The sequence below is a fragment of the Pseudogracilibacillus sp. SE30717A genome, assembly GCF_037071985.1.
Lineage (GTDB): Bacteria > Bacillota > Bacilli > Bacillales > Amphibacillaceae > Pseudogracilibacillus.
The window spans coordinates 48,572-62,217 of record NZ_JAXHDF010000001.1; the positions used below are offsets into that span (position 1 = coordinate 48,572).

At 35.7% G+C, this 13,646-nt stretch carries 16 protein-coding genes; 8 read left to right on the forward strand and 8 right to left on the reverse strand.

Annotated elements, in window-relative coordinates; genetic code table 11:
- Positions 1 to 112 precede the first annotated feature (112 nt).
- From SPD48_RS00260 to SPD48_RS00280, 5 genes are all read right to left on the reverse strand, one after another.
- A complete protein-coding gene (locus SPD48_RS00260) occupies positions 113 to 598 on the reverse strand; it encodes a DUF456 domain-containing protein (protein WP_336256039.1) in 486 nt (161 codons plus the stop codon).
- Between the two features lie 23 nt (positions 599 to 621).
- Entirely contained in the window at positions 622 to 1,248 is a 627-nt protein-coding gene (locus SPD48_RS00265) for a glycerol-3-phosphate acyltransferase (RefSeq protein ID WP_336256040.1), read from the reverse strand.
- A 126-nt stretch (positions 1,249 to 1,374) separates the two neighbouring features.
- The gene (ytzI, locus tag SPD48_RS00270) at positions 1,375 to 1,530 is read right to left on the reverse strand and encodes a YtzI protein (protein ID WP_336256041.1); all 156 of its coding nucleotides are present in this window, start codon (positions 1,528 to 1,530) and stop codon (positions 1,375 to 1,377) included.
- Between the two features lie 72 nt (positions 1,531 to 1,602).
- A complete protein-coding gene (gene murB, locus SPD48_RS00275; RefSeq protein WP_442962084.1) occupies positions 1,603 to 2,520 on the reverse strand; it encodes a UDP-N-acetylmuramate dehydrogenase in 918 nt (305 codons plus the stop codon).
- 85 nt (positions 2,521 to 2,605) lie between these two features.
- Positions 2,606 to 3,403: a histidinol-phosphatase HisJ family protein gene (locus tag SPD48_RS00280; protein WP_336256043.1), complete on the reverse strand. Its 798-nt coding sequence runs from the start codon at positions 3,401 to 3,403 to the stop codon at positions 2,606 to 2,608.
- 128 nt (positions 3,404 to 3,531) lie between these two features.
- Between SPD48_RS00280 and hisZ the strand changes: the two genes are divergently transcribed.
- The 8 genes from hisZ to hisC all read left to right on the forward strand — a co-directional run bounded on the left by hisZ (position 3,532) and on the right by hisC (position 10,781).
- Positions 3,532 to 4,779: an ATP phosphoribosyltransferase regulatory subunit gene (hisZ, locus tag SPD48_RS00285; RefSeq protein ID WP_336256044.1), complete on the forward strand. Its 1,248-nt coding sequence runs from the start codon at positions 3,532 to 3,534 to the stop codon at positions 4,777 to 4,779.
- A 2-nt stretch (positions 4,780 to 4,781) separates the two neighbouring features.
- Positions 4,782 to 5,417, forward strand: coding sequence for an ATP phosphoribosyltransferase (gene hisG, locus SPD48_RS00290; protein ID WP_336256045.1), 636 nt, complete (start codon positions 4,782 to 4,784; stop codon positions 5,415 to 5,417).
- Positions 5,414 to 6,688 (forward strand): histidinol dehydrogenase, encoded by a 1,275-nt coding sequence (hisD, locus tag SPD48_RS00295; RefSeq protein ID WP_336256046.1) that lies wholly within the window; start codon positions 5,414 to 5,416, stop codon positions 6,686 to 6,688. Before hisG ends, hisD begins: the two co-directional genes overlap by 4 nt.
- A gap of 13 nt (positions 6,689 to 6,701) precedes the next feature.
- The gene (hisB, locus tag SPD48_RS00300) at positions 6,702 to 7,286 is read left to right on the forward strand and encodes an imidazoleglycerol-phosphate dehydratase HisB (protein ID WP_336256047.1); all 585 of its coding nucleotides are present in this window, start codon (positions 6,702 to 6,704) and stop codon (positions 7,284 to 7,286) included.
- Between the two features lie 346 nt (positions 7,287 to 7,632).
- Positions 7,633 to 8,340, forward strand: coding sequence for a 1-(5-phosphoribosyl)-5-[(5-phosphoribosylamino)methylideneamino]imidazole-4-carboxamide isomerase (gene hisA, locus SPD48_RS00305; RefSeq protein WP_336256048.1), 708 nt, complete (start codon positions 7,633 to 7,635; stop codon positions 8,338 to 8,340).
- Positions 8,341 to 8,342: 2 nt separating this feature from the next.
- The gene (gene hisF / locus SPD48_RS00310) at positions 8,343 to 9,095 is read left to right on the forward strand and encodes an imidazole glycerol phosphate synthase subunit HisF (protein WP_336256049.1); all 753 of its coding nucleotides are present in this window, start codon (positions 8,343 to 8,345) and stop codon (positions 9,093 to 9,095) included.
- A 2-nt stretch (positions 9,096 to 9,097) separates the two neighbouring features.
- A complete protein-coding gene (gene hisIE, locus SPD48_RS00315) occupies positions 9,098 to 9,730 on the forward strand; it encodes a bifunctional phosphoribosyl-AMP cyclohydrolase/phosphoribosyl-ATP diphosphatase HisIE (protein ID WP_336256050.1) in 633 nt (210 codons plus the stop codon).
- Entirely contained in the window at positions 9,723 to 10,781 is a 1,059-nt protein-coding gene (gene hisC / locus SPD48_RS00320; protein ID WP_336256051.1) for a histidinol-phosphate transaminase, read from the forward strand. Before hisIE ends, hisC begins: the two co-directional genes overlap by 8 nt.
- A 98-nt stretch (positions 10,782 to 10,879) precedes the next feature.
- Here the strand turns inward: hisC and SPD48_RS00325 are convergent, their stop codons facing one another.
- From SPD48_RS00325 to SPD48_RS00335, 3 genes are all read right to left on the reverse strand, one after another.
- Complete coding sequence (locus SPD48_RS00325; protein WP_336256052.1) at positions 10,880 to 11,593, reverse strand: gamma-glutamyl-gamma-aminobutyrate hydrolase family protein; 714 nt, start codon at positions 11,591 to 11,593, stop codon at positions 10,880 to 10,882.
- Positions 11,594 to 11,658: 65 nt separating this feature from the next.
- The gene (locus SPD48_RS00330; RefSeq protein WP_336256053.1) at positions 11,659 to 12,744 is read right to left on the reverse strand and encodes a DmpA family aminopeptidase; all 1,086 of its coding nucleotides are present in this window, start codon (positions 12,742 to 12,744) and stop codon (positions 11,659 to 11,661) included.
- 43 nt (positions 12,745 to 12,787) lie between these two features.
- Positions 12,788 to 13,624: a M55 family metallopeptidase gene (locus tag SPD48_RS00335; RefSeq protein ID WP_336256054.1), complete on the reverse strand. Its 837-nt coding sequence runs from the start codon at positions 13,622 to 13,624 to the stop codon at positions 12,788 to 12,790.
- Between the last annotated feature and the right edge of the window lie 22 nt (positions 13,625 to 13,646).

Consider the following 13,646-nt stretch of genomic DNA (forward strand, 5'->3'; position numbering starts at 1 on the left):
AGCCTTCATAAATCTATTCGTATGAATATTTAAGAAACAGTGCAAACACGAAATATCCCTCTCTATCTCTACTTTGCAAGATGGGGTCCGTTAACATCTTTCTTCGTGTTCTCTATAGGAGGAATATCGTTATAAAAAACCATGCAATCATAATAAATTGGATTAAAAATTTAGCAATAACACCGCTTAAAAATCCTGCTAATGCGCCAACCGATGCAAGACTCGCTTCTTTTGCGGTCTTATGTTGTACCATTTCAATTAAAAAAACAAGGATTAATGGAACAACAATTATTCCTAACGGCGGATATATAAATGTTCCGATAATGACGCCTATAATAGCACCCCATTGACTGCCTTTCGTCCCGCCAAATTTATTGACAAAGTAGCGGTTCGTCAAGAGGTCAGCAATTACTAAGATAATAGTAAAAACAGCCATCACTACCCAAAAAAATACTGATAACTGATGGGGCTCAAGGAAGAAATGGTAAAGTATAAATCCTAACCAGATTAAAGCGACAGCTGGAATAACAGGTACAAAAACTCCGATCATGCTTACAATGAATAAAACAATAATTAACGCCCAGATAATAATTTCCATTAATCTGATCTCCTATAGTTAAATTAACTTGCCTCTCTTCTAAATATTGTGGACAGCTTTACTTCTTCCTTATTCATGATCCGTTTAAAATTCTCTACATGTTTCATGATAAATAAAAATATAAATAAAAATGCAATATATGTGGCAGCTCTTCCAAACGTATAAGTCGTATACATTATAAAAGATAGATATAACATAGAGGTACCGGTCACGAAATAGTTAGTCACAAAGGCAAAAATTAATAAAATAATGAGTCCCAAGACTGCAAATTTCCAATCTAAATATAATAACACTCCAAAGAATGATGCTGTTCCTTTTCCACCTTTGAAGCTCATTGTCACTGGAAAGTTATGACCAATAATGACAAATAACGCATTGACATATAAGAGCAATGTTTGGTGTTCAAATAGTACATTAAAATTATCTAATATTATTGCAACGAGACCAAGAGAAATAATTGCCTTAATTACGTCGATAAACGCAACGATAACCCCAAACTTCAAACCTAATAAAACAGTCGTATTGGTAGCACCTGCATTTTTCATCCCATTATTTTTAATATTAATATTTTTATATTTACCTACAAGCTGGGCCCCATTTATGCAGCCGAATAAATATCCCACAATTATTATTATAAGAAGAAGATACATTGTTCTCCCCTCCTTTTCAATAATCATACTGTAAAAACAACTTTATAACAATTTATTCCACCTTATGAATATAATAAGAAAAAGAACCTAGTCTATCTAAGCTTAGGTTCTTTTTCAGCCAATGCCTTAACGTCTTTCCTCACTAACTTTTTCCTGATACTCCTTTTCTTCATCTACTAACGGATCAATCGTATGCTTATATCCATATCCTTTTGATATTGTTAGTAATGATAAAATTAGAATACCTACAGTCAGAAGGATACTGATAACAAACGCTGACATCGCCACTTTTAACACCTAACCTTCATCTTAATTTATTTGTATCGTACGTATTTTACTAGATAAAATCCATTTTTAGTATGTTTCTCTTCTATCTTCTCCAATAATTCGGACTTCCCGCTCTAAATCAACACCATACTTTTCTTTTACAACCTTTTGCACATATTCTATTAAAGTGATATATTCATTAGCTGTTGCTTCCTCTTTATTGATAATGAATCCAGCATGTTTTAACGAAACTTGAGCTCCACCGATCTGCTTTCCTTGTAAACCGCTGTCCTGAATGAGCTTTCCCGCAAAATAACCTGGCGGACGCTTGAATACACTTCCACAAGTAGGATATTCTAAAGGTTGCTTCGATTCTCGCTTATACGTTAAATCGTCCATAATCGATTTAATTTCGTCATAGTCGCCCACTTCTAAACCAAATTCGGCTTCAAGTACAATATAACCATTCTTAGGTATATTGCTCGTTCTATAAGACAAGTCTAAATCTTTCGCTTTTATTTTGCTTATATTCCCTTCACGATCCACAATTGTTGCTTGAAGTAAGACATCTTTAATTTCACCGCCATATGCACCAGCATTCATAAACAGAGCTCCACCGACCGAACCAGGAATTCCACAAGCAAATTCCAATCCGGTTAAATGGCTTTCTAGTGCCTGTTTCGATACATCGGCTATAAGTGCTCCACTTTGAGCAATTACCGTTTTGCCGTCAACACGAATATCTCCTAACTTCCCTAAGTACATAACAATTCCGCGGATTCCACCGTCTTTTATAATTAAATTCGACCCGTTTCCAAGTAGCATAAAAGGGAGATTTTCTTTTGTTGCAAATTTTACCACTTGTTGAACTTGTTCATACGTTTCAGGAGTGACAAAATAGTCAGCATTTCCTCCTAAACGAGTATACGTGTGATTTTTTAACGATTTGTTTTCAACTACATTATCTACTGTAACAATATTTATTAACTGTTCATATATATTCACTAAAATCATTCCTCAACTCAATCATTCTAAGCAAAAAGCCTAAAGCTATTATATTAAATAAATAGTTATTTGTCCCTTCTTAAACTTAAATAAACTGTTTGATTGAGTGAAATTCCGGCTTTAATTTGCTATAAGTCGCAATATATTTAAACCCGACCTCATCCAGCATCTGATAGATTTCTTTAAATCGATGACCAACATGTTCTGCCTGATGAGCATCTGAACCGACTGTAATAATCTCACCGCCACATTCTTTATACAGTTTAATAATATCAACACTTGGCATAGCACTGTTTAATCCATATGCAAAACCGGAAGCATTCACTTCGATACCTTTTCCATCCGGAATGATTGTCGTAAATATGTTACGAATAATATCATAAAAATTAGCGTCCGTCGTTAATTTTTTATATCGTTTTACTAAGTCCAAATGACCTAAGACTGAATAATAATGGAAGTTTTTTACACAATACAGTAATTCCTCATAGTATAATTCATATGCTTCTTCTGGAGTTCTATTATTAAAAAATTCCCCATGGTGCAAATTTTTTCTATCTGCAGCATGTAAAGAACAGATAATAAAATCAAACATTTCTTTCTCTAAAACTTCTTCACATTTCTTTAATAAATGCGGCTGAACTCCAATTTCAACACCTTTTTTTACCGAGATTTGTGATTGATAACGCTGTTGCATTGCTTTGATTTTCTCATTGTAACGTGAGAGATCCAAATCAAACTCAATCGTTGGATCTGGATAATCATAATCAATATGTTCTGTAAAGCAGATTTCTTTAAATCCTTTTTTTATCGCAGATTCAATTGTATCTTCCATTGGTGTTTCGCAGTCAGCAGAAAAATCGCTGTGCATATGATAATCAAACATCATTAATTCCTCCAGTTTGTAATTGACAATTTCTTCGTTTACTATTAAAGTATATAAATACCATTCACTTTACTACGATAAAGCGATAGAGTGATAGAGTGGTAAGATTATAAAGGAGTTTCTTTTAAATGTACTTATATCATAACATAGAAAATGACCTTGTAATTAATGTAGAGCAAATTCATGCACGCCAAAAATTAATTCAAAAAATTAAACAGCGTTTTGCAACCTTTGGTTATCAAGAAATCATCACATCAACTTTTGAACAATATGATTTATATGCAAAAATGAATGGAACTGTTAATCATCAAGAAATGATTAAAACGATTGATAATACTGGACAAGTGCTTGTCCTCCGACCAGATGTCACGATTCCGATTACTCAACAAATTGCATTGCATAATAATGAATTGAGAGAAGACTTACGATATTTCTATGTGCAAGATGTTTTCCGCCAGGCTGCAGAGACAAAAGATCATCGTGAGAGCACCCAAGCAGGAGTTGAATATTTCGGAAATCCGTCTCCTCAAGCAGACGCTGAAATTATTGCTTTAGCCATTCAAATGCTTCAAGATATTCAAGTTAATAATTTTAAAATTGAGCTTGGACATGCAGGGTTTTTTAAACAATTAGTAACGGATATGAACTTGGAAAAGCAGGACTTATCTGAATTAAAACAATATATTCAAGCAAAAAATGTAACGGAAATAGAACAGTTTTTAAATCGTTTATCTGTAGATTCAGAAGTAAAGAAAGTCGTATCTACCCTACCTTTTTTATATGGCAATCCGCTAGAAGTGATTTTAAAAGCAAACAACTTGCCATTAAATGATGAAATGAAAAATACCTTACAAAATTTAAAAAATATATATGATGTATTAGATGCATATGGGGTAGTCAAAAATGTCGTTATTGACTTAAGTTTAATTAACCATATGGATTATTACTCAGATATGATTTTCCAAGGCTTTATTGAAAAAGTCGGTAAACCGATCATTATGGGAGGCCGATATAATACGTTGGCGAATCAATTTCACTCTAATCTTCCTGCAATTGGTTTTGCATGTGATGTTAATTTGTTAATAGAAGGAATTGATAATACAACGCTTCCTTCAATTCAGCCTGTCGATATTGTTGTCACGTTTAACCAACAAGAGGAGCAACAAGGATTACAACTGGCAAGTAAATTAAGGAATGAAAACTTTACTGTTTTAACTTACTTGGATTCTCAAGAAAAGAGTAGAATTCCCATATCAACTTTTTCCATTCATATAAAGGAAAATGAAAATATATTAATCATGAAGGATAAACAACTTCCATTTTCAAATGCAGAAGACGTATTATCATTACTTCACCGGGTTAAGGAGAGACGATAAAATTGTCACAACTTACTTTAGCTTTAGCAAAAGGCCGAACTGCAAAAGATTCACTTCGCCTCCTTGAAAAGGCAGGGATTTCGTTTCCTGATTTCGATGAGAAAAGTAGAAAACTAGTTTTTTTCAATAATGATCGGTCGATTAAAATGATTTATGTAAAAGCTGTTGATGTCACAACGTATGTGGAACAAGGGGCAGCTGATATCGGCATTGTCGGGCGCGATAATATTTTAGAAGCGGAAGCAGATTTATACGAGCTATTAGATCTTCATCTTGGAAAGTGCCGCTTCGTCGTAGCTAGTTTAAAAGATATCCCATTAACAAAAGGAAAAACGATTAAAGTAGCCTCTAAATATCCTAATGTAGCTAAACGCTATTTTTTCAGAAAAGGGATAACTGTTGAAACAATCAAATTAAATGGTTCGGTTGAACTTGCTCCGATTATTAATATGTCTGATTGCATCGTAGATATCGTCGAAACAGGAAGTACAATTAAAGAAAATGGATTAACCATTTTGGATGATGTAGAAAAGATTAGCACAAGACTTGTAGTGAATAAAGCGAGTTTTGCAACGAAAACTGACGATATTCAACATTTTATAGATCAATTAAAAGTCGTTTTGGAGGATAACGAATGAACATAATAACATACAATGAATTTCAACTTAATAAAAAAACGAGTGAAGTCGAACGAAATAATCAAATTGATCAAATTGTTTTAAAAGTAATTAAAAATATACGTCAACATGGTGATCAAGCTTTATATTCTTATGCCAAACAATTTGATCATGTATCGTTAAATCAATTAATCGTTAGTGACGAGGAATTTCAAGAGGCTGAATCGCTTGTAAGTGAAGAATTCATTCAGGCGATACATGTAGCGAAAGAAAACATTAAAACATTTCATGAAGCCCAAGTGGAGAAATCATGGTTTATAAACAAAGCGGACGGAGTCATGCTTGGGCAGCAAGTAACACCTATGGATCGAGTTGGCGTTTATATTCCAGGTGGGAAAGCCGCTTACCCTTCAACTGTATTAATGAATTTAGTTCCAGCACATCTTGCCGGAGTTCCGGAAATTTACATTGCAACGCCTCCTCAGCCTGATGGTAAGGTGAATCCACATGTACTTGTAGCTGCAAAAAGTGTTGGAGTTAAAAATATATTTAAAATGGGTGGCGCTCAGGCAATTGCAGCTTTTGCATATGGAACAGAATCAGTTCGTAAAGTTGATAAAATTGTCGGCCCTGGAAATGATTATGTCGCAAGAGCGAAAAAATGGGTGTATGGTGATGTAGCCATTGATATGATTGCCGGTCCAAGTGAAATATGCATAGTAGCTGATGAAACAGCAAGAGCAGACTATGTTGCTGCAGACCTGCTTTCACAAGCTGAACATGATGAGGCTGCAACATCGATTTGCATTACAACTAGTAAAAATCTCGCTAAAGAAATTAAACGAGAAGTGGTTAAACAATTAGCAGAAGTGGAAAGAAAAGAAATTGCTCAGGCTTCCATTGATAGCAATGGCCAAATAATTGTAGCCGAAACCTTAGAAAAAGCATTTTTATTAGTGAATGAAATTGCACCTGAACACTTACAACTAATGATTGAAAATGCTACCGATCATTTACCTGACGTAAAACATGCCGGAGCAATTTTCTTAGGTAATTATTCACCAGAACCTCTCGGAGATTATTTAGCTGGTCCGAACCATACACTTCCAACTAGTGGAACTGCAAAATTCGCTTCTCCACTTGGTGTATATGATTTTATGAAAAAGTCGAGCATTATTCGCTACTCAGAGCAAGCTCTACTAAAAGAAGCAGATTATATTGAAACATTAGCGACGATGGAAGGACTTGGTGCACACGCAAGTTCTATTAAAATACGACGAAAAAATGGATAAAGGATGATAAATTTTGAGGAAACATTCAATCTCGAGAAAGACTGCAGAAACTGAAATCGACTTAAACTTTTTAATTGATGGAGAAGGTAAAGGTAATATTCATACAGGAGTTGGTTTCCTAGATCATATGTTAGTCCTATTTACTGGGCATGGCCTTTTTGATTTAGATGTAAAATGTGATGGTGATATAGAAGTCGACCAACACCATACAACAGAAGATATTGGAATTGCCCTTGGCCAGGCTTTCAAACAGGCAATTGGTGATAAAGTAGGAATTACTCGCTATGCTACTGTCTCGATACCTATGGATGAGGCTTTGGCAACTGTTCACATTGATATTAGTGGTAGACCTCATCTCGTCTACCGTGTGGAAAGTTTGAAAGATAAAGTAGGGAGCTTCGATACAGAGCTTGTGCAAGAATTTTTTCAAGGATTCGTTAACCATGCTGGTGTAACGTTACATATAAATTTAGAGTACGGGACAAATACACACCACATGATTGAAGCAATTTTTAAAGCTTTTGCACGCGCTTTGGACGCAGCAAGCAGTTTAAATCCGAGAGTAAAAGGAGTTCCTTCAACTAAAGGATTATTGTAGACAATGGTCCATTTAAATAAGTGATTTGATTTGGAACCATCATAGTAGATGAAAACTGCGCAATAACCCCTATAATTTGGTGTTGATATACCGCTTCGGCAGAATACTTCGCTTTCCGTGGGCACGGCCTCGGTGAGACTACGAAGTGCGTAGCACGAAGGAGGCTCAACAGCCACCCACGGAAAGCGCAGTGTATTTTCGCAGCGAGTTATACGCTTAACTTTTTTTATGTGTAACTGCACATTCTACGTATCTTACACATGAAACCAATAAACGTTTTTCAGGAATATATACAAGCTGCAGTTTAAACTTTTAAAACAACCTTAACTATTAAAGGAGATAAAAAATGATTATTTTTCCAGCAATAGACATTTTAGATGGTAAGTGTGTTCGCCTTATTCAAGGTGATTATAATAGAGAAAAGGTATACGGTGATTCGCCAGTCGAGATGGCGAAACAATGGGAAGAAAAGGGTGCGGAATATATTCATATTGTCGACTTAAATGGAGCGAAGACAGGAGAGTCTATTAATAAACAGATCATTATCGATATCGTAAATACAGTTTCTATTCCTGTTCAGGTCGGTGGAGGTATTCGCTCAATTGAAACCGTGAAAAACTATCTAGATAATGGAGTAACTCGTGTGATACTCGGAACAGCCGCAATAACCGATCAAACATTTTTACAAGAAGCGATTTCTCAGTTTGGTAAACAAGTGGTCGTGTCCATCGATGCAAAAAATGGATATGTTGCTACAGACGGCTGGACTGACACAAGTGATGTTACTGCTCTTGACTTAGTAAAAAAACTTGAAAAAGTTGGAGTTCAAACCATTGTATACACGGACATCGCTAAGGATGGCATGTTGCAAGGTCCAAACTTATTAGAGCAACAAACGATAAACGAAGCAACAGAAATGAATGTTATTGCATCCGGTGGTGTGACGACAAAAGAAGATGTAGAGAACTTAAAAAAACTAAATGTTTATGGGGCCATTATTGGGAAAGCTTTGTATGATGGAAAACTTAAATTTGAATCGTTATTGGAGGAATAAATATGGCAAAACGAATTATTCCCTGCTTAGATATTAAAAATAGTCGAGTTGTCAAAGGCAAAAAGTTTCAAGACATTCAAGATGTTGCTGATGCGATAGAACTTGCTAAAAAATATGAATTGGATCATGCAGACGTTCTTTTCGTCCTTGATATTACAGGAGAAGACCGTCCGGCATTTTTACAAATTGTAACTAATATTGCGAATGCTATCCAAATCCCTCTTTATGTCGGAGGTGGAATTCAGACAATAGAAGATGTTGCTGAAGTGCTGGAAGCAGGAGCAACAAAAGTATCGATTACAAGTGCCGCCATTGATCGTCCGGAACTTTTAAAAGAAGCGTCGGAAGCATTTGGCAAAGATCGACTCATATTATCAATTGACGCTAAAGAAATCGCACCAAACGTCTGGCATGCATTTACACGTGGTGGTAAGAATGATTCGGGACTCGACGTAATTGAATGGGCGAAACGTGGCGAAGAACTAGGCGTAAGCGAAATTCTCTTAAACTCTATTGATGCAGATGGTGTAAAAGAAGGATACGATTTAGCATTAAACCAAGCTGTAAAGGTGGCTGTAAATATCCCCGTCATCGCGAGTGGCGGAGCCGGCGAAATGGATCATTTTAGACAAGTTTTAACAGAAGGTACCGTCGATGCAGCCCTTGCTGCCTCTGTCTTCCATTATGATGAAATTCATATAACTGATTTAAAAGAGTATTTATTAAACTTCAACATCCCAGTAGAGGAGATTTAAAAATGATAGAAAAAATTTCATTTGATGAAAATGGTCTCATACCGGCTATCGTCCAAGATGATGTAACAGGGAAAGTCTTAATGCTAGCTTATATGAATGAGGAAGCATTTGAGAAAACTCTTGAAACGGAAGAAACGTGGTTTTACAGTCGATCAAGAAAAGAATTATGGAATAAAGGTGCAACCTCTGGTAATAGACAAAAGGTAAAAAGTGTTGCCCTTGATTGTGATCAAGACGCTTTACTTGTCACCGTTCAACCTCTTGGTCCTGCATGCCACACAGGAGAACAAACTTGTTTTCATCATACGATTAAAGAGAATGCGAATCCTAAACGAGATGTTATTCATAATTTAATAGACATTATTGAAGATAGAAAAAACAATCCAGTAGATGGTTCGTATACAACATACTTATTTAAAGAAGGAATTGACAAAGTCTTAAAAAAAGTCGGTGAAGAAACGAGTGAAGTTATTATCGGCGCTAAAAATAACGATAAGGAAGAAATTAAATGGGAAATCGCCGATCTCGTTTATCATACGCTTGTATTAATGAATATTACAGGTGTTAGCTTGTCCGATATTAAGGATGTGCTCTATGAACGGCACGTGCAAAAAAAGGAAGATAGCAATGAATAGTCTTTGGAGTTCTATGGCTAAACGAGCAGAACCGTATATTCCTGGAGAACAACTAAATAAGAATAACATATTAAAACTAAACACAAATGAAAATCCATATCCACCTTCACCGAAAGTAATTGAGGCAATTACTGAAGAAGTTGGACGAAATTTACGACTGTACCCATCACCAACAATGGAAACTTTACGGCAATCGATCGGAACGTACTATGGACTTAAAATGGAAAATGTGTTTATCGGAAATGGTTCTGATGAAGTTCTTGCTTTTTCATTTATGGCTTTTTTTGAACCTGAAAAAGAAATATTATTTCCGAACATAACGTATAGCTTTTACCCTGTATATGCGAAGCTTTTTGATATTCCTTATAAAGAAGTAAAGTTAAAAGATGACTTCTCATTAGACATTAAACAGTTTTTCAATTCAAAAGGCGGTGTGATTTTTCCAAATCCAAATGCACCTACAAGTATATACTTACCGCTTGAACATGTTGAAACTATCGTGAAAAACAATCCTAACAAAGCAGTTATTGTCGATGAAGCTTATATCGATTATGCTCCTGAATCAGCAGTATCACTGGTCAATAAATATGATAATTTACTCGTTATTCAAACGATGTCTAAATCACGTGCTTTAGCAGGATTGAGAATCGGTTTTGCTCTAGGAAACGAAAAATTAATCCATGCATTGATCCGAATAAAAGACTCATTCAACTCATACCCAGTTGACCGCTTAGCAATGGCTGGAGCGACTGCAGCGATTAACGATAAACCTTATTTTGAAGAAACAACCGAGAAAATTATTAAAATAAGAGGTTGGACAACCGATCAACTTGAAGAGCTTGGGTTTCAAGTTCTTCCTTCCGCAACAAACTTTGTTTTTGCGAGTCATCAAGGTATTGAAGCAGAAACATTGTATAAAGAATTACGCGACAAAGATATTCTCATCCGTTACTTCGGTAAAGAACCTATCGACAACTTTGTTAGAATAACGATTGGTACGGATGAAGAAATGCAACAATTAATAGAAGAGATTAAACACATATTAATTTAAATTTGCGTTCAATTAAATCTCTTAATTTAAACAACATATCCTCCAAATCGGTTGTGCACTTGTTACGAGATGGAGGATATTTTCATTCAAAATAACTTTTACTTACTTTTACATGCTTGAATAAAACCAGCATATATATTTTTAGAAGACTCATCGCCTTTATTTATTAAGTTCTCCGGGTGCCATTGAAGTCCAAGTACAAATGTTTCAGAATCCCCTTCTATCGCTTCTATCACACCATCACTCGCTGTTCCACTAACCGTTAATGCAGAACCGAGTTTGTCATTCGCTTGATGATGTCTACTATTTACTTTTATTTTATCTTTACCTACTAAACGAGATAATAAACTATTTTCAGCTACATGTATATAGTGAGATGAATGATCTGCAGGGGCATTTTGCTGATGTTGCAGTAGTTCCCCTTCTTTTTGTGAATAAATATCTTGATACATGGTTCCACCAAGCGCTATATTTAAAATTTGACTCCCTCTGCAAACACCTAAAACCGGCTTATTTTGTTCGATCATTTTTTTCGTTAGCGCAATCTCATACTCATCACGCGCTGGGTTAATTCTACCTAATTTCGGATGTGGCTCTTCATTAAATAATGTTGGATCAATATCATTTCCACCAGTTAAATATAAACCATCAATCATGTCTGCAATCTGATTAATATTATTCGTTGAAGCTATTAAAGGTAAAATAATTGGTGTTCCTCCTGATTGTACGATCGCATTCATATTATCGATATTAACAAAATAAGTATGGCTGTCTTCATTTATCGATGGTGTAATTCCAATAACTGGGTTCATTATTCATTCCTCCTTATACACTAACATCATTTATATTATATTGTTTTTACGATAAAAAGTTTGGTTCATTCTTCTACATTTATTGCATTTAAAGGAAGTTCTTTAACTATCCTACCTTTTCTTCCTTCTGTCGTTTCTGCATTACTTAATGAATTTAAAATAGCCTCATATGTCACCTCAGCAGCTGCCGTAAAAAATGTATTCATAATTGATTTATCATCCCGTAACTGGATAACTTGTTCTGTCACTGCATCTGTATAATGAGGAAATGTTTGTGCCGTAGAAAAAGCAATCACAATATCACCGCTTCCGTGATCCATATGACTTCCTGTCCGTCCTAACCCAATTCCAGTCCGTTTAGCTACCCTCTGTAATTGTCGTTCGTTTAACGGAGCATCAGTTGCTAAAATAATCATAATTGAACCATCTGTATCAACATTTGGTTCATGATTATGTAAATCTAGTGAACGATGTAAAAATTCATTATATCTCTTTAGTTCATGTTGTTTTCCAAAATTACTTAATACTAAACACCCTAATGTATATTTTTCGTTTACACCTTCACCTTCTAAGCAAATGATACGTGACGAACAACCAATACCGGCTTTATAATCGAAACAGACCATACCAGTTCCGGCACCGACCGCCCCTTCTTGAACACGGTTTGTCGATGCATTTTGAATGGCCTGAAGCGCATGATGGGGTTGCACAGGAAATGTTCGTATTGAATTTAAATAACTGTCATTACATTCACCAACTACCACATTTACTGTACCTGTTCCATCTCCTATTTCTATATTTTGATCTAGTAAGTATTGTAATGTCCCTTGGATAACTGCCGGGACAGCGAACGTGTTCGTTAGCATAATTGGAGATTCCAATCTACCTAACTCATTTAGTTGGACTAATCCGGTCGTTTTACCAAATCCATTCAATACATAACTTGCACAAGCAATCTTTTCTTTAAAAATATTACGTCCATGGGGTAATATTGCCGTTACTCCTGTACAAGCATAGTCACCGTGTTTTAGTGGATAATTTAATGTTTCATGTCCGACCTGAACACCTTCAACATCTGTAATACAATTTTTCACTCCCGTAGGTAAATAACCTATTTTAAAACCTAATTCTCTAATTTTAACTCTAGGCAATACGAAACATCTCCTTAAAACCTTATTCACTTAAATGTATTCATTAACCGTATAACGGATCAAAGCCAGTGATCCCCAAGTTTAGACAAGCTTGGATCCCATGCCACGCCTCCAACATATCGTTTCCTTTATAGGCAATAATTCTCGGTGATTTCATATAGGACCCAGGAACCTGACTAGCACGTTTACAAGCGGCTGTAGATGTCCATTCAATTTCCAATTCCACTTGTCCATCTATCGTATAAGGTTTTATTTCTTTTATTCGATGTACAGCTTGTGAGACTTTATTTTTTATCTCCTTATGACTGTTCTCCAAAGATAAGCATCGAGCTGTCCAGCGATCAATCGCATATTTCACAATCGCTGTTTCAATATTTCCTAATGATCTTTTTGCTTCTTTTGCCAAACAATCATCCCCGGAAACCATTAGAACGGGTACGTCAAAATAACCTGCTAGTGCTGCATTTATCTCCAATTCACCAACTGGCATTCCATTCATTCTCATCTCATACATTTCTGGCCCTACCATCGTTTCATTTGCCACCCCGTGGGAATGTCCTACTTTTGCATGTAAACCAATGAACAGCGCCCCATCATGCCCTTCCACTTGCTCTACCATCGATAACCGTTTATTTGAACCTCCCCGAATTATTTCAGCTCTTGCATCTAGCTTTTCATAAATAATATTTAAACTCGACCAATGTGCATCATTTACAAGAACCTCTCTTGCTCCTGCTTCAAACGCCCCATCAATCGCTGCATTGACATCCATTGTCATTAATTTTCTAAACTCTTCAAAACGACTACCTGTTGGATGCATTTCATCAGAACTAACTACTCCCGAGATTCCTTCCCCATCTGCTACGATGTAAATCTTCATAACTTCCCTCCATTGAACGCAA

What these genes read in the sequence shown, in the direction of transcription:
- hisA (WP_336256048.1), top strand. Translation starts at nt 7,633, where the DNA reads ATGATTATTTTTCCAGCAATAGACATTTTAGATGGTAAGTGTGTTCGC.
- hisD (WP_336256046.1), top strand. Translation starts at nt 5,414, where the DNA reads ATGAACATAATAACATACAATGAATTTCAACTTAATAAAAAAACGAGT.
- SPD48_RS00280 (WP_336256043.1), bottom strand. Translation starts at nt 3,403, where the DNA reads ATGTTTGATTATCATATGCACAGCGATTTTTCTGCTGACTGCGAAACA.
- SPD48_RS00265 (WP_336256040.1), bottom strand. Translation starts at nt 1,248, where the DNA reads ATGTATCTTCTTCTTATAATAATAATTGTGGGATATTTATTCGGCTGC.
- hisC (WP_336256051.1), top strand. Translation starts at nt 9,723, where the DNA reads ATGAATAGTCTTTGGAGTTCTATGGCTAAACGAGCAGAACCGTATATT.
- ytzI (WP_336256041.1), bottom strand. Translation starts at nt 1,530, where the DNA reads ATGTCAGCGTTTGTTATCAGTATCCTTCTGACTGTAGGTATTCTAATT.
- hisIE (WP_336256050.1), top strand. Translation starts at nt 9,098, where the DNA reads ATGATAGAAAAAATTTCATTTGATGAAAATGGTCTCATACCGGCTATC.
- hisZ (WP_336256044.1), top strand. Translation starts at nt 3,532, where the DNA reads ATGTACTTATATCATAACATAGAAAATGACCTTGTAATTAATGTAGAG.
- SPD48_RS00325 (WP_336256052.1), bottom strand. Translation starts at nt 11,593, where the DNA reads ATGAACCCAGTTATTGGAATTACACCATCGATAAATGAAGACAGCCAT.
- SPD48_RS00335 (WP_336256054.1), bottom strand. Translation starts at nt 13,624, where the DNA reads ATGAAGATTTACATCGTAGCAGATGGGGAAGGAATCTCGGGAGTAGTT.
- SPD48_RS00260 (WP_336256039.1), bottom strand. Translation starts at nt 598, where the DNA reads ATGGAAATTATTATCTGGGCGTTAATTATTGTTTTATTCATTGTAAGC.
- hisF (WP_336256049.1), top strand. Translation starts at nt 8,343, where the DNA reads ATGGCAAAACGAATTATTCCCTGCTTAGATATTAAAAATAGTCGAGTT.